The following is a 21,464-nucleotide window of genomic DNA, read 5'->3' as shown; positions in this document are numbered from 1 at the left end:
TTTAGAAGGTGTGAAGTATGAGAATTGATACATATGCCACGTTGGAAAGTGCTACTTCAAGGGATTTTTCTGATAAAATTGCCGTGGTGATAGATACGCTGAGGGCTACCAGCACCATTGTTACGGCTATTAACAACGGATGCAAGGAGGTTATACCTGTTTCGGAGGTTGAAGAAGCGTTGTCGCTGGCCCAGAAGCTGGATAGGGACGCGTATTTACTGGGCGGGGAAAGAAATGGCGTTTTAATTGAGGGTTTTGACCTTTCCAACTCTCCTTTGGAATACACCCATGAAGTAGTAGCAGATAAGACCATAATACTTACGACTACTAACGGCACGAAAGCTATTAAAAAGGCATCTTCTGCTAAGGAAATTATCATATGCAGCATGCTCAATGTAAAGGCTGTTGCACGTTATTTAGAAGGCATTAATGCCGATGTCATCATTCTGTGTGCGGGGACGGAAGATAAAACCACGCGAAAGTTTTCTCTGGAGGACATCGTGACGGCGGGAGCCGTTATATCGCGCTTGCCAGGAGCACAGCTGGATGATCTTTCTTATGCCAGCGTGCTTTTGTATCAAGGGAGTAGCCATGATTTGCACCGCCTGTTGCGGAATTGTTATCACTATAATTACCTTATAAGCATCGGGTATCAGAGGGATGTGGAGTTTTGTTTAAAAGAGGGTGTATTTGATATATTGCCCAGATATTATAACGGCACTATTAAAGGGCGAATTTATCAAAAGGAGGCTGACAGGGGATCATGTTAGGTGGTTTTTTTAACAGGTGGTATTACGGAAATGAACACAGGCCTGATTTAAAAGAAGAAGATATACCCAAGGGGGGAGCTGCTCGTTTTTTTGATGTGCTTAGAAACCATTTCTGGAAACTAGTGCAGCTTAACTTGTTGCTGGTCGTCTTTAGTATACCTGTTGTCACGATTGGACCGGCTTTAGCTGGTTTTAATTATGTGTTAAGAAACTACTCTTTGGGTAGGCCGGTATGGGTGTGGAGCGATTTTAAAGATGGAGCATTAAAGAATTTAAAGGAGAGTTTTGCTGTTTCTTTGATAAATGCCGCCGTTGGACTGGTGCTCTATGTTAACTTCAAATTTTATTCTTCTGTCCCATTGGCTACTATAGGAGTTGTGGCGCGATACTTAGTCTTGATGATCGCTTTTGTCTTTGTGTTGATGAATGTTTACATATTTCCCCTGCTGGTCACCTATGAGTTAAGGATACGGGATGTGTATAAAAACGCTTTTATATTTACGGTGATTAAATTGCCTCACAATATAGGCATAGTGCTTTTATGTATAGCCATTGCCATTGTTAGCATGTTGTTGGCCTATTTACCGTTTTTCCTGATCAGCTTGAGCCTTATGGGGTTACTGGTAAATGTCTACTGCCGGTCGGTGTTTTACCAGTACATAGACAAGAAGGTTGAGCAGATGAAAAAAGAGCAGGACGTTGATAAGGATGGGGCGCAGAGATAGGTATATAAAATATATGGCTATTGGAGGTTTCCAATAGCCATATATTACAAGGCAGGCTGTTGCAATGAGCTCTTCATAAACCACCGTATAACCACGAGGTATGTACGGAGGTTTGCGGCTTGGTAGTTTGTGTACTACTATTTGACTACGTAATCCTTTATTTCATCCATAAACTTGTTTACTTCCGCTTCGTCGTCACTGTGAATTACCAATTCAATGGGTTTGCTCAAGTTTAAGCTGAAAATGCCCATGATTGATTTGGCATCTACTACATATCTGCCTGATATCAGGTCCAATTCAAAAGGATATTTGCTCGTGATTTCCACAAATTCTTTAACCCTATCGATCGAGTGAAGATCGACGTTTACTTTTTTCATACGGTATTCCCCCTTATTCCTTTATACCTATATAATATTTTATTTTTCCTGTTTAGTCAATGATTTGTTTAGAAATATTGACACATGGTTTCAATGGCCTTTTTATCAATTATCTTATTGCCGTACTCGTTTAGCAAAGCTTCTGAGGTATTTTCTTTGTGACCGTATTCGGATATAATTGCCTGTACTTTTTTGGTTAGGTATCCAAACATCACGAGCACATATTTATCTTTGTATTTATAAAGGGTGCTACTACCCCGGAATAGGCCTAATATTCTGTGAGATAAATTCATCAAGTCCTCTATGGCGTCAAAGGAATACACGTTTTTTAATGCGGTATTTTCTCGCATGATCTTTTTGGATATAATGTTGTTGGGTATCCGCGTTACTATTACCACAAAGCTATCAGAGGAAACGGGTGCTACCTCGATTATCAATTTGGAGTCATCTACGTCGAAGCTCTCTTCCAGGTATGCCTGATAGATTATATCCCAGAAAAGGGAATGGGCTTTCGAGTTATCGCGGTAGAGGTCTTCTATATCCAGATCGCGTTCCCTTAAATCTGAGGCGGTGATCAAAATCCTTAGCTTGTTATCGCTGATTTTTTCAATTTTCATTTTCCCCACCTCCATATTTTGTTTACAGTAATATTATATCACTTTTTTCTTAAAAAAGTAATTTAAAAAAATCGTGAAGCTTTACAGCTCCACGATTTTGGGTTTTTCATCTGTCTCTGTTTGTTCAATAAAGTTTTTTACCGCTGGCCCCAATAGGTCTATATCCACCAGAAAAGAGTCATGTCCCTGATTTGAGGATATTTCACAGTATACAGCACATCCACCTACTCGGCTGAGGTTGCTTACAAATTCTTTTAGATACTTAGGCGGATATATGATATCGGTGTCAATGCCTACAACTAGTAATTCGGATTTTATTCTCTGCAGAGCCTTTTTCATCGTGCCATAGGGTTTTGAGATGTCGTGGGCATTCATGGCTTTTAAAATGCATATATAAGAGTTTGCGTCAAACCGCTTAAGAAACGATTGGCCGTGGTGTTCCAGGTATCTTTCGCACTGGAACTTCCCTTGAGGATCTTGTTCTCTGCCAAACCTTATGTCAAACAATTCATCGCTTTTATAGGTTATCATTCCTATCATTCTTGCTAGGGAGAGGCCTTTGTCAGGTTTTAATTTTTTATCGTAGTAATAACCGTTGTTCCAGTTAGGATCATTTAATATTGCAGTAATTCCAATGTAATTAAAAGCTATGTTAAATGGAGACAGCACAGGGGTTGCTGCTATCACAATGGTTTTATCCATCATGGTGGGATAAGTAACAGCCCACTCCAGCGCTTGCATTCCTCCCATAGAACCACCTATGACGGCTTTTAAATGGGATATCCCAAGATAGTCCAACAGTATTTTCTGCACCCTGACCATATCCCTTATATTGATTTCAGGGAAGTCAGAAGCGTATGGTTTTCCTGTTCGAGGGTTAATAGACGATGGGCCTGTGGTACCTTGGCATCCTCCCAGGACGTTGGAGCAGATCACGCAGTATTTTTCAGTGTCAATGTACTTGCCTGGCCCTATGAGTCCATCCCACCAACCTGGTTTTTTGTCGTCCTCTGAATACCTGCCAGCAGCATGGCTGTCCCCTGACAAGGCGTGTAGTACAAGCACGATGTTGTTTTTGTATATATCAGGTTTTCCGTATACCTCATATGCTATTGTGAGCTCATCAAAGGTGTAGCCGCTTTCAGTGGTAAAAGCAATTTCGTCCTTAGTGAGGTGGAGGTACCTCTTTTTTACGATCATGGGCTTCACCCCTGGGATGCTCTTAATGCCTGATCCAGGTCTTCGATTATATCGTCTATGTCTTCTATGCCTATGGATAACCTTACCGTATCCGCTGTAATGCCTGATGCCAGTTGTTCTTCCTCTGAAAGCTGCTGATGAGTTGTACTGGCAGGATGTATGACAAGGGATTTGGCGTCACCTACGTTGGCTAGGTGGGAGAACAGCTTAACGCTGCTTATAAATTTTTTGCCTGCTTCCAGTCCCCCTTTTATTCCAAAAGTGAAAACAGAACCACAACCTTTTGGCATGTATTTTTGAGCCAAGTTATGGTATTTGTTGTCAGGTAATCCTGGGTAATTTACCCAATTTACATAAGGGCTTTTGTAAAGGTATTCGGCGACTTTCTGAGCGTTATCACAATGCCTCTGCATCCTCAACGATAACGTCTCAAGCCCTTGCAGCAACAAAAAGGCATTAAATGGGCTCAAACACGCTCCTATATCTCTCATAAGATGCACCCGCGCTTTTACAATATAAGCGCTTTTGCCAAAGCTCTTGGTATAGCTTAAGCCATGATAGCTTGGGTCAGGTTCTACCAATTCGGGGAATTTACCGTTATCCCAGTTGAATTTGCCTGAATCCACGATGACGCCGCCTATAGAAGTCCCGTGACCGCCGATAAATTTCGTGGCAGAATGCACGACTATGTCTGCTCCAAATTCAAAAGGTCTGCATAAGTAAGGGGTGGCAAATGTATTGTCTATTATCAACGGTATGTGGTTTTCATGGGCGATCTGAGCATAGGTTTCTATATCAAAAATATCTGTTTTGGGATTGCCGATGATCTCACCGAATATGGCTTTAGTTCGCTCATTTATGGCATTTTTTACTTCCTCAGGTCTTTCTGGGTCTACAAATACCGTTTTAATGCCAAATTTAGGCAATGTATTCGCTAGAAGAGTGTGGGTGCCCCCGTACAGGTTGGTGGAGGCTACGATTTCGTCTCCTGCTGAAGCGATGTTGAGTATTGAAAGAGTGATAGCTGCCATCCCTGAAGAGGTAGCAAGAGCTCCTACACCGCCCTCCAAAGCGGCTATTCTCTTTTCAAAGACGTCTACCGTTGGATTCATAATTCTTGTATATATATTGCCCTCTTCCTTTAAACCGAAGAGGTTTGCTGCGTGCTCTGGGCTGTTGAACACGTACGATGTAGTCTGATAGATAGGCACGCTCCGAGAACCGGTAGTTGGATCGGGTTTTTGCCCTGCGTGCAATGCCAGTGTGTCAAATTTCATAGAGCAGATTCCTCCTTATAATTGTAAAATAGGCATTAAAAAACCTCTTCTAATGAGAAGAGGGCGCATACTCTATGTACCCCCTCTCATCTCTCAAAACTCATCGTTTTGCAGGAATTGGCACCAGTCGCACCAACGTGCCGGTTGCCGGGCTTCATCGGGCCAGTCCCTCCGCCACTCTTGATAAGAGGTTTTTTTACTGATTATTTTATTTTTTAATTACGGAAATTATAGCATACAAATTGAATTAACGCAATAGCCAAAATTTAATGGTAAAAAATATTGCATTTTTATTCATTAGCGAGTATAATGTAATAAACGATGAATTATTATACATAATAATTATTAATTATGCGAAAATGATGTCCTTTGTCCCTGTATTGACGTCTATTTTATGTATAAATATTAAATCAAAAGTTATTGTATTGAAACAGAGATTGTTATACAATTTATAGGAAGTAAAAAAGAAAGGGGGGTAGATATGATAAAAGCAAGCGTCGTAGGAGCTTCTGGATATACAGGGGTAGAGCTTATAAGGTTACTGGCTTTGCATCCCGAAGTAGAGATCGTAAGCGTTACGTCTTATAACTATAAAGATAAAGACTACAGCGATCTGTATCCCAGTTTAAAAGGGTATGTGGGTATGAAATTTGAAGAATTACATAAAGAAGACATTATAAAAAAATCCGATGTGATTTTCTCGGCGCTGCCCAATGGCCATGCCCATGAACTGGCCAATGAGGTTGTAGCAAAGCATAAAAAGCTCATAGATTTAAGTGCAGATTTTCGCTTTAATGACTTTTCTGTATACGAGAAGTGGTATGGACCTGTTCCTCCTATTGACCAGCGGATAAAGAGAGTATATGGCCTTCCGGAGATACACAGGCTAGAGCTGAAAGGGGCCAACGTAGTGGCTAACCCTGGATGCTATCCCACCAGTGTGATATTGGGACTGGCTCCTGGGCTAAGGTGCGGGCTTATAAAAGCGGAAGGTATAATCATTGATTCTAAATCGGGGGTATCTGGTGCAGGTCATAATCCAACCCTCAATAACCTGTACACAGAATGCAATGAGAGCGTAAAGGCCTATGGCGTTACACATCACAGGCATACGCCAGAGATTGAACAGGAGTTAAGTTATCTTTCAGGAAACGATGTTAAAGTGACTTTTATACCTCATCTTGTGCCTATGACAAGAGGAATTTTGAGCACCATCTATTGTGATATAAAAGATGACGTTACATTATCTACGGTAAGAGAGGCTTACAGGGAATTTTACAGCAAAGAATTTTTCGTCAAGGTACTGGATGAAGGGCAGTTTCCCCGTACAAAGGATACCTATGGGTCAAACAACTGCCATATCGGTTTGGCATACGATGAGCACACGGGTAAGCTTATTATAATATCTGCTATAGATAATCTCGTTAAAGGAGCATCAGGTCAGGCTATCCAAAATATGAATTCACTTTTTGGATTACCGGAAAATACGGGGTTGGATTTTCCGGCGATTTACCCGTGACCTGCGAAACTGGTGGTGAGAGGAGAGTAGTCATGGATGTCATATTCAACGAAGGCGGTGTTACGGCTCCGGAAGGCTTTTTAGCGGCAGGAGTTCATTGTGGAATTAAGAGATATAAAAAAGACGTGGCAGTGGTATACTCTCGGGTACCGGCTGTTGCGGCAGGGGTTTTTACTACAAATAGAGTAAAAGCGGCGCCGCTAAAAATAACGATGGAGAATTTAAGGGACAAAAGGGCTCAGGTTATTGTGGCCAACAGCGGGAATGCCAATGCCTGTACCGGTGAGAGGGGTATGAAGGACGCCAAAGAAATGGCGGAGTTGACTGCCAAAGAGCTGGGGTGCAGGACTGAGGATGTAGTGGTCGCGTCCACGGGGGTTATAGGCGTTAGGATGCCCATGGAAAAGGTGAGAGATGGCATTATTCAATGCTGCAGGAATGTAAGCAAGGAAGGCGGGGTTGATGCGGCTTGTGCGATTATGACCACGGATACGTTTAAGAAAGAGATGGCTGTAAAAATAGATGTTAGCGGTAAAAAAGTGACGATAGGTGGGATGGCAAAAGGTTCAGGTATGATACACCCTAATATGGCCACGATGTTGTGCTTCATCACTACCGACGCCAGTATTGAGGCAGATGCGTTGGAAAAAGCTCTTAGACGCGCCACTGTCAGGTCTTTTAATATGATAAGTGTGGATGGGGATACCAGCACCAACGATATGGCTGTGGTATTGGCTAACGGTCTGGCTGGCAACAGACCCATTCAATGGGGCACAGAGGATTTTGATGCGTTTTATAGAGGGCTGGAGACAGTGTGCGTGGAATTGGCTAAGATGATGGCGAGGGATGGGGAAGGCGCCACTAAGTTTATGGAAGTGGAGGTTAAAAATGCCCCTGATGAGCTCAGCGCTGTCAAAGCGGCCAGATCGATAACTCGATCCAATCTGGTGAAAGCGGCAATATTTGGCGAGGACGCCAATTGGGGAAGGATTATATGTGCAGTGGGTTATTCAGGTATAGATTTTAATCCAGAGCTGGTGGACATATACATTTGCAGTAAGGCAGGAGAATTGATATTAGCCCAAAATGGCATGGGATTGGATTTTTCTGAGGACAAGGCAAGAGAAATACTGAAAGAGAAGGATATAAAGGTGATTGTGGATTTAAAGCAAGGGTACGGCCACGCTACAGCGTGGGGATGCGATCTGTCTTACGATTATGTAAAGATAAACGGGAGTTACAGGACATGATAGCGGTTGTGGAGGAGAATAAGATTATGGAGGCTATTGAAAAAGCCAATATCTTGGTAGAAGCCCTGCCTTACATCAAAAATTTCAGGGGAAAGACCTTTGTCATAAAGTACGGTGGCAATGCGATGGTAGATGACCGGCTAAAGCACATGGTCATGGAAGACATAGTGCTTTTGAAGTTTGTCGGTATAAATCCGGTGATAATACACGGTGGTGGTCCGGAGATCAACGACGTTCTAAGGAAATTAGGCAAAAAGCCACAGTTTGTAAATGGCCTGAGGGTTACCGATAGAGAAACTATGGAAGTAGTGGAGATGGTATTGACAGGTAAAGTTAACAAAGAAATTGTCTCTTATATAAACCGTTATGGAGGAAAGGCCATTGGTTTAAGCGGCAAAGACGGCGGGCTGGTAACCGCCGGTAAAGATCTGTCCAATGGCGATCTGGGATTTGTGGGCTATGTCAAGGATGTCAACACAGAAGTGATTCAGTTGCTTGTAAGGGAAGATTATATTCCGGTCATAGCGCCTGTGGCTATAGGTGAGGACGGCGAGACCTATAACATAAACGCCGATACTGTAGCGGGTGAGATAGCTGGAAGCCTTGGCGCCGAAAAGCTTATAATGCTAACCGATGTAGAGGGAATATACAAAGACTACAGGGATAAAGGTTCTTTGATATCTTCTTTAGATATAAAAACTGCGCTGAGCTATATTGAGAAGGGGATCATCGATGGCGGAATGATCCCGAAGGTGTTATGCTGTATAAACGCCATTGAGAAAGGTGTAAAGAAAACCCATATAATTGACGGCCGTATGCCTCATTCTATGCTTTTGGAGATCTTTACTCACAGAGGAATAGGGACGATGGTCGTGCGGTAAGGAGGATTAAAATGGATTACATCCAGATGGGCAAAGAGTACGTAATGAATACGTACAATAGGTATCCTGTGGTGCTAGTAAAGGGTAAGGGTGCTGTGGTGTACGATGAGCAGGGCAATGAATACCTGGACTTTGTGGCAGGTATAGCCGTCAACAACCTGGGTCACTGTCATCCTTCTGTAGTTGCAGCCATCAAGGGACAGGTTGAAAATATGATTCACTGTTCCAATCTCTACTGGCACATACCCCAGGTGGAGTTGGCTAAGCTTTTGGTAGAAAACTCTTTTGGCGACAAGGTCTTTTTTTGCAATAGCGGCGCAGAGGCCAATGAAGCAGCGATAAAGCTTGCGAGGAAATATTCTAAGAAAAAATACGGTGAACATAAATACGGCATTATAACTATGCAGCACTCTTTTCACGGCAGGACGTTGGGTTCGTTGACAGCGACAGGGCAGACAAAGTATCATGAGGGGTTTGAGCCCCTGGTAGAAGGGTTTAAGTACGTACCATTTAACGATATCGATGCCTTAAAAGACGCCATTGACGAAAACACATGTGCCGTAATGATGGAGCCTATTCAGGGAGAAGGGGGTATATATGAAGCAGATGAAGGTTATTTGCGCAAAGTGAGGGAATTGTGCGATGAGAAGGGGCTGTTGCTGATATTTGATGAAGTTCAGTGTGGGATGGGTAGAACCGGTGAGCTCTTTGCCTATCAGCATTACGGGGTTCAACCTGACATCATGACCTTGGCCAAAGCCATTGCGGGAGGACTACCTCTGGGGGCGATGATTGCTACCGATGAAGTCGCTTCAGCGTTTAAACCGGGAGATCACGCCTCTACTTTTGGGGGCAACCCTGTTGCCTGCGCGGCAGGGGTTGCGGTCATAAAAGAGCTTTTAGGTGGCGTGATTGATAACGCCAGGGAAATAGGTGAGTATTTGAAATCCAGGCTGTTGGAGCTCAATAAGACCCACCCTGTTATAAATGAAGTAAGGGGTAGAGGGTTGATGCTGGGCGTGGAATTCAATATGCAAGAGGTAGCAGAAGTCGTCAACAGGGCTATGAAAAAGGGTTTATTGGTTTTATCCGCAGGGCATAAAGTCGTGAGGATGGTGCCCCCTCTTATTATCACAAAAGCAGAAGTGGATAAAGCTGTTGAGATATTAGATCAGGTGTTGAAAGAAATGGAGGTTTAACGATGAAGACTTTCTTGGTGCTGGAAGATGGTACTATATACCAGGGTGAATCCTTTGGGGCCAGCGGTGTTACAAAGGGAGAGGTCGTCTTTAACACGGGGATGACGGGATATCAGGAGATATTGACAGATCCTTCTTATGCAGGGCAGATCGTCGTCATGACATACCCCCTTATAGGCAATTACGGTGTAAACGGCGACGACTCACAGTCTGATAGTCCCAAAGTCAGAGGGTTTGTCGTTAAAAAAATTGAGCATAGACCTGTTAATTTTCGCTCCAGTATGACCCTAGAAGATTACCTTAAAGCGCATGGCGTGATAGGGATATCAGGGATTGATACCCGCTCATTGGTAAAAAAAATCCGATCTTCCGGTACCATGAAAGGCCTTATAACTACCGAGGAAGGGAATTTATCTGGATATATCGAGGAATTGTCTTCAGAGGAAAAGGTGGATCTGTTGCAATATGTGAGCGTGAAAAAGCCTTACCGTATAGAAGGCAGAGGCAAGCGAATGGCAGTGATCGACCTTGGGGTTAAGAAGAACATATTGAAGTGTCTTTCCCGTTTTGACCTGGACATGGTGATTTTTCCCTATAACGCCACAGCGTCGCAGGTTATGGAAGCTAGACCTGATGGCTTGTTTTTGAGTAACGGCCCGGGAGATCCCAAAAACGCCATCGACGCGATTAAACTGGTTGCCCAGCTAAAAGGGAGATTGCCTATCCTAGGTATTTGCCTGGGCCATCAGGTTATATCCTTGGCCTTAGGTGCTGATACTTATAAGCTCAAGTATGGCCATAGGGGTTCCAATCACCCTGTAAAGGATTTACGGTCTGGCAAGGTCTACATCACATCGCAAAACCACGGTTATGCAGTGGACGCAAAAAGCGTTGGAAGTGATATAGAGGTTACCCATGTGAATTTAAATGATAATACAGTGGAAGGCATAAGGCACAAATACCTGCCGGTATTTTCTGTGCAATATCACCCGGAGGCTTCACCGGGACCGACTGATTCAATGTATCTTTTCAAGGAGTTTATCGATTATCTCACGTAGGGGGATGTTATTTTGCCGGTTAAAGATGGAATAAACAAAGTATTGGTTATAGGATCAGGACCTATTGTCATAGGTCAAGCAGCAGAATTTGACTACTCCGGTACCCAGGCTTGCAAGGCTTTAAGAGAAGAGGGTATAAAGGTCGTGCTAGTCAACAACAATCCTGCTACCATCATGACTGACGAGAATATGGCGAATAAGGTGTACATTGAGCCTCTTGACAAGGATACGCTGTCCAGAATCATCGAAAAGGAAAGGCCTGACGGAATTTTGCCTACACTAGGGGGTCAAACAGGGCTAAACCTTGCTGTAGAATTGCAGGAGTCTGGCGTCTTAGATAAATTTGGCGTAAGGCTGCTGGGGACATCGGTAGAATCCATAAAAAGAGCAGAAGACCGCGAGCTTTTTAATAAACTCATGAACGATCTGAATGAGCCCATTGCCCCGGGCAGGATTGTACACAGCGTAGAAGAAGCGCTGGAGTTTGGCCACGAAGTAGGATATCCTCTTATAGTCCGTCCTGCTTATACACTGGGGGGTACAGGGGGAGGAATTGCGCAAGACGAAGAAAGGCTTGTGGAGATTGTTTCAGTCGGTTTGAAATTGAGCATGGTGCACGAGGTCTTAATCGAGAAAAGCCTTTATGGATGGAAAGAGATAGAATATGAGGTCATGAGAGACAGCAATGATAACTGCATAACTATATGTAACATGGAGAACCTGGACCCTATAGGCGTGCACACCGGTGACAGCATCGTGGTAGCTCCTTCTCAGACGCTGTCTGATGTGGAGTATCAGATGCTTCGATCTGCCAGCTTGAAAATAATCAGGGCTCTTAAGATAGAAGGCGGGTGCAACATACAATTTGCTTTAAATCCCCACAGCTTTGAGTATTGCGTCATCGAAGTAAACCCAAGGGTTAGCAGATCCAGTGCTCTGGCGTCAAAAGCCACAGGGTATCCCATTGCCAGGGTTGCTGCTAAAATAGCCGTGGGATTAACCCTTGACGAAATCACGAATCCGGTGACAGGTAAGACCACTGCGTGTTTTGAACCGGCTCTAGATTATGTAGTTACCAAAATACCGCGCTGGCCTTTTGACAAATTCTATACCGCTGACAGAACTATAGGTACTCAGATGAAGGCGACCGGTGAGGTAATGGCCATAGACAGGACATTTGAAGCCTCTCTTCAGAAGGCCATAAGGTCGCTGGAGATAAAAGTGTACGGCCTTAAAGTGAAAGAAAGCCACAGTTGGTCTGATGAAGAGATAGTTTCTAAGCTGCGTAAGCCCAATGACATGAGGCTGTTCTATATAGCGGAAGCTTTAAGGCGCGGTTGGACGGTGGAAGAGGTACACGATATCACCAGCATAGACATGTGGTTTTTAGATAAAATACAAAACATCGTAAAGCACGAAAGGGTCATAGCAGAGAAATGGCATCAAAGGGATGTCCTTAAAGCCAGCAAGCAATTGGGTTTTTCAGACAGGATGATTGCAGAATTAGCCGGGGTAAGCGAAGAGGATGTGAGGGCAAAGCGTATAGAGTACGGAATTGTCCCTGTCTATAAGACGGTGGATACATGTGCGGCGGAGTTTGAGTCCGTTACGCCTTATTACTATTCTACTTATGAACAGCAAGACGACGTAGTGGAAGAAAAAAGGCCCTGTGTACTGGTGCTGGGCTCAGGTCCTATTAGGATAGGGCAGGGCATAGAATTTGACTACTGTTCGGTTCACGCTGTATGGGCTTTAAAGGAAGCAGGTATGAGGGCCATCATTGTGAACAACAATCCTGAGACCGTGAGCACTGATTTTGATACGGCTGATGCGCTGTATTTTGAACCGTTGACCGTTGAAGATGTTATGAACATTGTGGACAAAGAAAAGCCTATAGGTGTTTTGGTGCAGTTTGGTGGCCAAACCGCCATTAACCTGGCTAAAGGTCTTATTAAGCACGGCGTGGCCATTCTAGGTACGCAGCAGAAGTACATCGACGTTGCAGAGGACAGGGAGAAATTTGCGAAATTTCTCAAGAGCCTTAATATCCCTCAATCAGAAGGGGATTATGCTACGACGGTGGAACAAGCGCTGGATGTAGCTGAAAGGTTGGGTTATCCGCTGCTGGTCAGGCCTTCCTACGTTATAGGAGGGCAGTCTATGGACGTGGTGCGCAGAAAAGAAGAGCTGGTAAGCTATGTGGAAAATGCCATAAAGGTATCTCCGGATTTACCGGTGCTCATAGACAAGTACATCGAAGGCAAAGAGGTAGAGGTCGACGCTGTATGCGACGGTGAGTGTACGTTGATACCGGGTATTATGGAACATATCGAAAGAGCGGGCGTGCATTCAGGAGATAGCTTCGCTGTATATCCTCCCCGCACTTTGACTATAGACGAGAAAAAGCTTATAATTGACTACACAAGGAAGATATCCAAAGCGTTACACGTAAAAGGGCTGATAAATATCCAGTATGTCTTAAAGGGCGGCAGGGTCTTTGTGATAGAAGTGAACCCTAGGGCATCCCGTACTGTTCCTATATTGAGCAAGGTCACCGGTATTCCCATGGTAAAGGTGGCCGTAAATGTAGCTTTGGGAAAAACGTTGAAAGAGATGGGGTATACTGATGGGTTGTGGCCAGAACCGGATTATTGGGTTGTGAAGGCGCCTGTTTTTTCTCACCAAAAGCTAGCTGGATCTGATCTGGTCATGGGTCCTGAGATGAAATCCACAGGAGAGGCTTTAGGCATAGACATTAATTTTGCGGCTGCCCTTTACAAGGCTTTTAAAGGGGCTAGGATGGATTTTCCTGTTCATAAGAGGGTATTTATTTCCCTTTGTGATAATTTTAAGAAAGATGCTTTGCATTTTGTTCCCAGGCTTGTTGCCATGGGTTACAGGGTGCTGGCGTCAAAAGATACCCATAAGGTTTTACAGAAAAACGGAATAGTGGCTCAGTGCATCGATATAAAAACAGAAGATGGCCTTAAAAGGGTTATCGATATGATCAAAGACAATGCCATAGACTTCGTCATTAATATACCTACAAAAGGAAAAGATGCCCATACAGCAGGGTATAAGCTGAGGAGAGCGGCGTTACAGTACGGTGTGCCATGCATGACTTCATTAGACACAGCAGCTGCGTTCTGTTATGTCCTGGAGGAGATGCAAAAGGGCCTTGACGTAAGCTATTATTCCATGAATGAATATGACAATATAAGAAAAATTGGAACGAGAAAAGAGGCATGAATTGAGGGGTGGTAACGTGGATCTTGTGGTGGATCTAGGTGCGAAGAGTTACCCAATAGAGTTCTGCGATATAGGCGATGTGGGCAACAGGCTGTTAAAGCGCGTAAGCTCAAGGAAGATCATGATTGTAACCGATGAAAATGTAAAAGGACATTACCTTGAAAGCGCGCGCCGTTCCATGGAAGCAGCTGGGTACATGGTGGCCTATTCAGTGATCCCTGCAGGGGAAGAGAGCAAGACTATGGAAATGGCTAAAAAGCTATTGCAGGACGCGTTGAGCTATGGATTGGACAGGAGCTCATGTATTGTAGCCTTAGGTGGGGGAGTGGTGGGGGATATAGCGGGGTTTGTAGCCTCTGCTTATATGAGGGGTATAGATTTTATCCAGATACCTACGACGTTGCTGGCTCAGGTGGACAGCAGCGTAGGTGGAAAGGTCGCTGTAAACCTCCCGGAAGCCAAAAACATTGTAGGCGCCTTTCACCAGCCCAGGGCAGTGTTCATCGATGTAAAGGCGTTGAGGACGCTGCCTCAGCGGGAGTTAAAGACGGGTCTTGCCGAGGTTATAAAATACGGAATTATATGGGATGATGAGTTTTTTAAATGGCTTGACTTGAACATGGAGAAATTGCTCTCATTGGATATGGATGTCCTTAAGCACGCTGTGAGGCGTTCGTGCGAGATAAAAGCACAGGTCGTGAGTCAGGACGAAACCGAGCACGGCCTGAGGGCTGTATTGAATTTCGGCCATACGCTGGGCCATGCCCTTGAAGCGTTGACGGGGTATAAAAAGTACACCCATGGGGAAGCGGTGGCTGTGGGCATGGTGTACGCCTCTAAAATAGCTTTAAGGCGAGGAATGATATCAGAGGGGTTTTTTAACAGCATAGTTAGTCTAATCGAGAGGGCAGGCTTGCCCACGGTCTTTGACCCTTTTCCCTTTGAAGATGTGCTAAACAAGCTGACCAGCGATAAAAAGGCCTATGACGGCAAAATAGTTTTCGCTCTAGTGGATGAAAATAGGAAGTTTTTCCGACTAGAGATAAACCCCTGCGAGATAGAGAGCGTTCTTTACAACTGACGCTCTTTATTTTTTTATTAAAAAAATGTGATAAACGTTAAAATTTGTGTTTAAAGGATTTTTTATAGGTTTTGTAGAATAATATAATCTCATATACTTTTAAGGGGGCATTGCTTTGATATGGTCTGATAATGAAAAGCTGTCGAGATCGGAAATTGAGAATTTACAGTCAGAGCGGTTGAGGCAGCTGGTAAAATATGTGTACGACAGGGTTCCTTTTTACAGGAAAAGGTTTGAAGAAGCGAGGATAAAGCCTGCGGACATAAAAAGTGTAAAGGATATAGTAAAACTCCCCTTTACAACCAAGGACGATCTCAGGGATAATTACCCTTACGGGCTTTTCGCCGTTCCTATGAAAGAAGTGGTGAGGATACACGCTTCCTCGGGTACTACCGGTAAACCTACGGTGGTGGGCTATACCAGAAACGATCTGAACACCTGGGCTGAACTGGTAGCAAGGATAGCTGTAGAAGCGGGAGCCAGTGATGAAGATGTGGCTCAGATAGCCTTTGGCTATGGCCTTTTTACAGGGGCTTTTGGCTTGCATTATGGGTTGGAGCGAATCGGAGCCACGGTGGTGCCTGTATCCAGCGGAAACACCGAAAGGCAGATAAAGCTGATGGGGGATTTTGGCTCAACGGTGTTGGTGAGCACCCCTTCTTATGCACTGTACATGGCGGAGGTAGCGGAGAACATGGGGATAAATCCTAAGGAGCTGCCTGTGCGCCTTGGACTTTTTGGCGCAGAAGGCTCTACAGAGGAGATGAGGGCTGAGCTTGAAAAACGGTGGGGTATCCTGGCCACGGAAAACTATGGTTTAAGCGAGGTCATGGGTCCAGGGGTTTCTGGAGAATGCGTTTACAAAGACGGCATGCATATAGCAGAAGACCATTTTATAGCCGAGATAATCGATCCCGAAAGCGGCGAGCCATTGCCCTACGGGTGTACCGGCGAGCTGGTAATAACCCCACTTACCAAGGAGGCATTGCCTGTGCTTCGCTATAGGACCAGGGATGTTACGAGCATAAGCCCTAAGCCATGTGCGTGCGGGCGAACGATGGCCAGGATGTCTAAGGTTAGGGGCAGGACTGACGATATGCTCATAATCCGTGGGGTCAACGTCTTTCCGTCTCAGATTGAAGAGGTTTTACTCAACATACCAGAAGTAGGACCCCATTACCAGATCATCGTGAGGAAGAATGGCTATATGGATGAGCTGGAGATAGACGTAGAAGTATTGGACCCATCTTTGCTGGAAAGGTATAGGGAGCTGGAGATGTTGAGGGAGAGCATAAGGCACAGGTTAAAGGTGGCATTGCTGGTAGAGGCAAAGGTGAATCTGGTAGAGCCTAGGACTCTCAAGAGGTTTGAAGGAAAGGCAAAAAGGGTTATAGATCTGAGGGGTGATGATCGTTGAAAGAATTATTGCTGGGAAATGAAGCTGTTGCCAGAGGGGCGTTTGAAGCTGGGGTGAAAGTCGCCACAGCTTATCCGGGCACCCCTAGCACAGAGGTAACAGAGAGCATCGCCAGGTACAAAGAGGTTTATTGCGAGTGGTCGCCTAATGAAAAGGTGGCTTTGGAAGTGGCTATAGGTGCATCTGTTGCCGGTGCAAGGGCTATTGTGTCAATGAAACACGTGGGTTTAAATGTAGCGGCTGATCCCCTTTTCACCGTTTCGTACACGGGGGTAAATGGCGGGTTGGTAATCCTGGTAGCTGACGACCCGGGGCTTCACAGCTCGCAAAATGAGCAGGATAGCCGCAACTACGCCAGGGCGTCGTTTGTGCCCATGCTGGAGCCATCGGATAGCCAGGAGGCGAAGGACTTTACAAAGCTGGCCTTTGAGTTAAGTGAACAATACGATACCCCTGTTTTTGTCAGGATGACTACGAGGACAGCCCATTCCCGAGGTCTTGTAGAGCTGGGATGCAGGGAAGAGCATATAAGGCCTTATAAAAAGGATATGGATAAGTACGTTATGATGCCGGCTATGGCCAAAAAGCGCCGCCCACTGGTATTAGAGCGCATAAAAAAGTTAAAAGAATTTGCCGAGGCGTCAAGCGTAAACAGGATAGAGTGGAATGATTTGACAACTGGTATAATAACCAGCGGTATTTCCTACCATTACGTGAAAGAAGCTGTGCCTGAAGCGTCGGTTTTAAAGCTGGGCATGGTGTATCCCCTGCCTGAGAAAATGATAAGGGAGTTCGCTGGCAGGGTTAAAAACTTATACGTGGTAGAAGAACTGGATGCATTTTTAGAAACGGAAATAAAGGCATTGGGCATAAGGGTAGTGGGCAAAGAGCTATTCCCGCCGATGTACGAGTTGAGCGCAGAGATTATAGAAAAAGCCATAAGAGGTTCGTATAGCCGTCAGTATTTTAAGGCTGATGAGGGAATACCTGCAAGGCCACCGGCTTTGTGCCCTGGATGCCCTCATCGCGGTGTTTATTATGTGTTAAATAAACTGAAACTGGTGGTGACAGGGGATATAGGCTGTTATACCCTGGGAGCGCTGCCGCCGTTAAACGCCATGGATACGTGCGTGTGTATGGGTGCCAGCATCGGCATGGCTCACGGCATGGAAAAAGCTTTAGGCCGGGATTTTTCCAGAAAAGTGGTGGCTGTGATAGGTGATTCTACTTTTATACACTCTGGCATAACAGGTCTAATAGATATTGTGTACAACAAGGGCGCCTCTACGGTGATTATACTGGATAACTCCACCACAGGTATGACAGGGCATCAGGATCATCCGGCTACAGGTTTTACCATAAGAAAGGATCCTGCGTATAAACTGGATCTGGAAGCTCTGATAAAGGCTATAGGCGTAAACGACGTGGCGGTTGTAGATCCCTATAGGGTTCATGAGGTAGAAGAGGCCGTTAGAAAGGCTGTGTGTAGCGATGAACCTTCTGTTATAATAAGCAGGAAACCCTGTATATTGTTGGATAAAAAGCGTACGTACCAGCCGTTTTTTATTGATGAGAATATATGCATAGAGTGTGAGATGTGCCTGGGTATAGGATGCCCTGCTATAAAAAAGGAACAGGGTTTTTATAGAATTGATGCCGCGCTGTGCAACGGTTGTGGCTTTTGCGCTGATATATGCCCTGCGCAGTCTATTTTGGAAGCTGGTGATGATGTATGAGCAAGGTAGAGAGTATATTGATAGTGGGGGTAGGAGGCCAGGGTACGCTTTTAGCCAGCCGTATAATAGGGAAAATGGCCCAGATTATGGGCTATGATGTAAAAGTATCCGAGGTCCACGGCATGTCCCAGAGAGGTGGTAGCGTAGTTACCTACGTTAGGTACGGTGATAAAGTGCTTTCTCCTCTTATCGAAAGAGGTCAGGCTGACATAATACTGGGATTTGAACAACTGGAAGCGATGAGGTGGATAGAATACCTGAAGCCAGAAGGCATGGCCATCGTCAATACCCAGAAGATCCTTCCAGCTCCTGTAGTCCTTGGATTTGCCCGTTATCCTGATAATATATTTCACTCTTTTAAAGAGCGCGGTATTAACTGTATACAGGTGGACGCATTGTCATTGGCCCAGAAGTGCGGAAGTGCCAAGGCCGTGAATACGGTTTTGATAGGGGTGTTGGCGAAAAGATCGCAGGTGCCCAAAAGCGTATGGCTTGAAGCGCTAAAGAATTGTGTGCCGCCAAAGACGGTAGATTTAAATGTGAAAGCCTTTAATATGGGATATGAGGAGTAGGTAAAATGTATTGGAACAAGACAGTTGAATGTATGGACAGAGAACTGTTAAAAGAGCTTCAGCTAAAAAGGCTGAAGGATACTGTGAAGCGGGTATACCATAACGTGCCTTATTACAGGGAGAAGATGCAAAAAGCGGGATTGACCCCAGAGGATATAAATGCCCTTGAGGATATAAAACTGCTCCCCTTTACCACAAAAGACGATTTAAGGCAGACTTATCCTTTTGGGATGTTTGCGGTGCCTTTAAGCGAGGTGGTGAGGATACACGCTTCATCGGGCACCACAGGCAAGCCCACGGTAGTAGGTTATACCAGAAAGGATATAGATACGTGGTCAGAGCTGGTAGCCAGGGCCATCGTAAGCGCCGGTGGTGGAAGAGATTCTATTGTGCAGGTATCCTATGGTTACGGCCTTTTTACAGGGGGTTTGGGGCTGCACTACGGCGCTGAAAAAGTGGGGGCTGTTGTAGTCCCTATGTCAGGTGGCAATACCAGGAGACAGATAATGTTTATGAAGGACTTTGGCACCACTATCCTCGCATGTACTCCTTCTTACGCCCTTTATCTGGCTGAAACTATGGAAGAGGAGGGAATTAAACCGGAAGATCTCAAGCTGAAAGCCGGTATATTCGGCGCTGAGCCCTGGAGTGAAAACATGAGGAAGGAAATAGAGCAAAAGTTGCACATTATAGCTCTGGATATATACGGTATGAGCGAATTGATAGGCCCAGGCGTGGCCATGGAGTGCCAGTGTAAAAACGGGTTGCACATCTACGAAGATTGTTTTATAGCCGAGGTAATAGACCCTGTTACAGGAGAGGTGCTACCTGAAGGACAAAAAGGGGAATTGGTCATAACGTCAATCGCTAAAGAGGCTTTACCTGTCATAAGGTACAGGACCAGGGATATAACGGCCTTAAATAGCGAGAAGTGTCCATGTGGGAGAACCCACGCCAGGATAGATAAGATATTGGGCAGGAGCGATGATATGCTGATAATAAGGGGTGTGAATGTATTTCCATCTCAAATCGAAACGGCTCTTTTAAACGTAGGAGAGGTGGAGCCCCATTACATGCTGGTAGTAGATAGGGTGGATAACCTGGACCAATTGGAGGTGTGGGTTGAAGTATCCGATAGATTTTTCTCTGATGAGGTAAAAGGGCTGGAGGATTTGAGAAAGAAAATAGCCCATGAAATCTATTGCACTGTAGGGATAAACGTGTCTGTAAAACTGGTGGAGCCTAAGACCATTGAAAGGTCTGAAGGAAAAGCCAGAAGGGTAATAGACAGGCGTAAAATATGATGAGGTGATAATATGCTGGTTAAACAGGTGTCTGTATTTCTAGAAAATAAACCTGGCAGGCTTGCTGATATTACAAAATTACTAGGGGACAATGGCATAGATATAAGCGCGCTGTCTTTAGCTGATACCACTAACTTCGGCATACTGAGGATTATAGTAAATGACCCCGATAGGGCTGTGAAGATTATTAGGGATAATGGCTTTACCGTCAAAACCACCGAGGTCCTGGCTGTGGAAGTGGAGGACAGACCAGGGGGACTTGCGGATGTATTGAAAGTGCTGGAGGAGCAAAAGGTAAGTATAGAATACGCTTATTCTTTTGTTAAGAGGACAGCAGATAAAGCCTTTGTGCTTTTAAAAGTGGAGCAGCCTGAAAAGGTCGTAGAATTGTTGAAGAAAACCGATCTGAGGGTGCTTACAGATGAAGAGGTGTATGGACTATAAAAGAGAGTTGATGATAATGAACTGAACCCCAAATGTTAGACAGTTTAATTAAGCTACTCCTTGGGACTGAATCCGGTATTGAACCGGGCTCAGTCCTTTTAGTTTACACTTAATCCTCTTATTATTGTAATAGTCTATGTATTCCTCTAATTCTTTCTTAAAATGGTCAATAGAGTCAAATTCCTGTAAGTATAACAGTTCTGATTTTAATAAACCAAAGAAATTTTCCATAACAGAATTATCAAGACAATTGCCCTTCCTGGACATACTGAATTATGTCTTTCTTTCGTAGTCTGTACTGGTATTGTTTCATCTGATACTGCCAACCTTGGTCTGAGTGCAAAATAAGGTTTGTGCCATCAGGAATTTTAGCAAAGGCTTTATCCAACATATCCATGGTTTGGTAAAATGTTGGTCTATCTGAAATATTATAGCTTATAATCTCTCCATTATATAAATCAAGTATAGGTGAAAGATAAAGTTTAGCACCAAACAGCGAAAACTCCGTTACATCGGTAACCCATTTCTGATTTGGCTTTTCTGCTTTAAAGTCACGCTGTAGTAAATTCGGAGCAACTTTCCCAATTTCACCTTTGTAGGAACGGTATTTACGGATTCTTACTTGACATTTAATTCCGCATTCATTCATGAGTTTTAGTACTGTTTTATGATTAATACAGTATCCACGGTTTGGTAATTCCAATGTAATTCTTCTGTACCCATATCTGCCTTTATTCTCATGATAGATAGTTTGTATTAATTCCTTGATTTCGACATATTTATCTGGC

18 protein-coding genes, 1 pseudogene and 1 riboswitch are annotated in these 21,464 nt (G+C 44.4%); of the genes and pseudogenes, 14 read left to right on the top strand and 5 right to left on the bottom strand.

Features of this window, described 5'->3' with window-relative positions; all coding sequences use genetic code 11:
- Positions 1-17 precede the first annotated feature (17 nt).
- Both CALPO_RS0101975 and CALPO_RS0101970 read left to right on the top strand, forming a co-directional pair.
- Complete coding sequence (locus CALPO_RS0101975) at positions 18-770, top strand: 2-phosphosulfolactate phosphatase (RefSeq protein ID WP_026485828.1); 753 nt, start codon at positions 18-20, stop codon at positions 768-770.
- A complete protein-coding gene (locus CALPO_RS0101970) occupies positions 764-1,495 on the top strand; it encodes a YesL family protein (protein ID WP_026485827.1) in 732 nt (243 codons plus the stop codon). The genes CALPO_RS0101975 and CALPO_RS0101970 overlap by 7 nt, the downstream gene beginning before the upstream one ends.
- A gap of 137 nt (positions 1,496-1,632) precedes the next feature.
- Here CALPO_RS0101970 and CALPO_RS0101965 read toward each other — a convergent pair whose 3' ends face one another.
- The 4 genes from CALPO_RS0101965 to CALPO_RS0101950 all read right to left on the bottom strand — a co-directional run bounded on the left by CALPO_RS0101965 (position 1,633) and on the right by CALPO_RS0101950 (position 4,966).
- Positions 1,633-1,872: an HPr family phosphocarrier protein gene (locus tag CALPO_RS0101965; protein ID WP_026485826.1), complete on the bottom strand. Its 240-nt coding sequence runs from the start codon at positions 1,870-1,872 to the stop codon at positions 1,633-1,635.
- Between the two features lie 68 nt (positions 1,873-1,940).
- A complete protein-coding gene (locus CALPO_RS0101960; RefSeq protein WP_026485825.1) occupies positions 1,941-2,489 on the bottom strand; it encodes an adaptor protein MecA in 549 nt (182 codons plus the stop codon).
- Between the two features lie 81 nt (positions 2,490-2,570).
- Positions 2,571-3,689, bottom strand: coding sequence for a homoserine O-acetyltransferase MetX (gene metX / locus CALPO_RS13045; RefSeq protein WP_035171980.1), 1,119 nt, complete (start codon positions 3,687-3,689; stop codon positions 2,571-2,573).
- A 5-nt stretch (positions 3,690-3,694) separates the two neighbouring features.
- Positions 3,695-4,966 carry a homocysteine synthase gene (locus CALPO_RS0101950; RefSeq protein WP_035171977.1) on the bottom strand — a complete coding sequence of 424 codons (1,272 nt, stop codon included), beginning with the start codon at positions 4,964-4,966 and terminating at the stop codon, positions 3,695-3,697.
- 83 nt (positions 4,967-5,049) lie between these two features.
- Positions 5,050-5,156, bottom strand: a riboswitch (SAM riboswitch).
- 291 nt (positions 5,157-5,447) lie between these two features.
- Between CALPO_RS0101950 and argC the strand changes: the two genes are divergently transcribed.
- From argC to CALPO_RS0101890, 12 genes are all read left to right on the top strand, one after another.
- Entirely contained in the window at positions 5,448-6,485 is a 1,038-nt protein-coding gene (argC, locus tag CALPO_RS0101945) for an N-acetyl-gamma-glutamyl-phosphate reductase (RefSeq protein ID WP_026485823.1), read from the top strand.
- Between the two features lie 32 nt (positions 6,486-6,517).
- Positions 6,518-7,735, top strand: coding sequence for a bifunctional ornithine acetyltransferase/N-acetylglutamate synthase (gene argJ, locus CALPO_RS0101940; protein ID WP_026485822.1), 1,218 nt, complete (start codon positions 6,518-6,520; stop codon positions 7,733-7,735).
- Complete coding sequence (gene argB / locus CALPO_RS0101935; protein ID WP_051585778.1) at positions 7,732-8,616, top strand: acetylglutamate kinase; 885 nt, start codon at positions 7,732-7,734, stop codon at positions 8,614-8,616. The genes argJ and argB overlap by 4 nt, the downstream gene beginning before the upstream one ends.
- Before the next feature lie 11 nt (positions 8,617-8,627).
- Entirely contained in the window at positions 8,628-9,815 is a 1,188-nt protein-coding gene (locus CALPO_RS0101930; RefSeq protein WP_026485820.1) for an acetylornithine transaminase, read from the top strand.
- A gap of 2 nt (positions 9,816-9,817) precedes the next feature.
- Complete coding sequence (gene carA, locus CALPO_RS0101925) at positions 9,818-10,873, top strand: glutamine-hydrolyzing carbamoyl-phosphate synthase small subunit (RefSeq protein ID WP_026485819.1); 1,056 nt, start codon at positions 9,818-9,820, stop codon at positions 10,871-10,873.
- 12 nt (positions 10,874-10,885) lie between these two features.
- Positions 10,886-14,122 carry a carbamoyl-phosphate synthase (glutamine-hydrolyzing) large subunit gene (gene carB, locus CALPO_RS0101920; RefSeq protein WP_026485818.1) on the top strand — a complete coding sequence of 1,079 codons (3,237 nt, stop codon included), beginning with the start codon at positions 10,886-10,888 and terminating at the stop codon, positions 14,120-14,122.
- 1 nt (position 14,123) lies between these two features.
- Positions 14,124-15,203, top strand: a complete 1,080-nt coding sequence (aroB, locus tag CALPO_RS0101915; protein ID WP_218915132.1) for a 3-dehydroquinate synthase — start codon at positions 14,124-14,126, stop codon at positions 15,201-15,203.
- A gap of 115 nt (positions 15,204-15,318) precedes the next feature.
- Positions 15,319-16,620 (top strand): phenylacetate--CoA ligase family protein, encoded by a 1,302-nt coding sequence (locus CALPO_RS0101910; RefSeq protein ID WP_026485816.1) that lies wholly within the window; start codon positions 15,319-15,321, stop codon positions 16,618-16,620.
- Positions 16,617-18,356: an indolepyruvate ferredoxin oxidoreductase subunit alpha gene (iorA, locus tag CALPO_RS0101905; RefSeq protein WP_026485815.1), complete on the top strand. Its 1,740-nt coding sequence runs from the start codon at positions 16,617-16,619 to the stop codon at positions 18,354-18,356. The genes CALPO_RS0101910 and iorA overlap by 4 nt, the downstream gene beginning before the upstream one ends.
- Positions 18,353-18,928 (top strand): indolepyruvate oxidoreductase subunit beta, encoded by a 576-nt coding sequence (locus CALPO_RS0101900; RefSeq protein ID WP_026485814.1) that lies wholly within the window; start codon positions 18,353-18,355, stop codon positions 18,926-18,928. The genes iorA and CALPO_RS0101900 overlap by 4 nt, the downstream gene beginning before the upstream one ends.
- Before the next feature lie 5 nt (positions 18,929-18,933).
- On the top strand, positions 18,934-20,232 hold the full coding sequence (locus CALPO_RS0101895) for a phenylacetate--CoA ligase family protein (protein ID WP_026485813.1): 1,299 nt from the start codon (positions 18,934-18,936) through the stop codon (positions 20,230-20,232).
- Positions 20,233-20,244: 12 nt separating this feature from the next.
- A complete protein-coding gene (locus CALPO_RS0101890) occupies positions 20,245-20,676 on the top strand; it encodes an ACT domain-containing protein (RefSeq protein WP_026485812.1) in 432 nt (143 codons plus the stop codon).
- 48 nt (positions 20,677-20,724) lie between these two features.
- Here the strand turns inward: CALPO_RS0101890 and CALPO_RS13040 are convergent.
- Positions 20,725-21,464 (bottom strand): annotated as a pseudogene (locus tag CALPO_RS13040) (IS3 family transposase); the annotation flags it as partial.

Source organism: Caldanaerobius polysaccharolyticus DSM 13641, from assembly GCF_000427425.1.
In the GTDB taxonomy this organism is placed as follows: domain Bacteria; phylum Bacillota; class Thermoanaerobacteria; order Thermoanaerobacterales; family Caldanaerobiaceae; genus Caldanaerobius; species Caldanaerobius polysaccharolyticus.
This window is presented reverse-complemented; position numbering and strand designations above follow the sequence as displayed.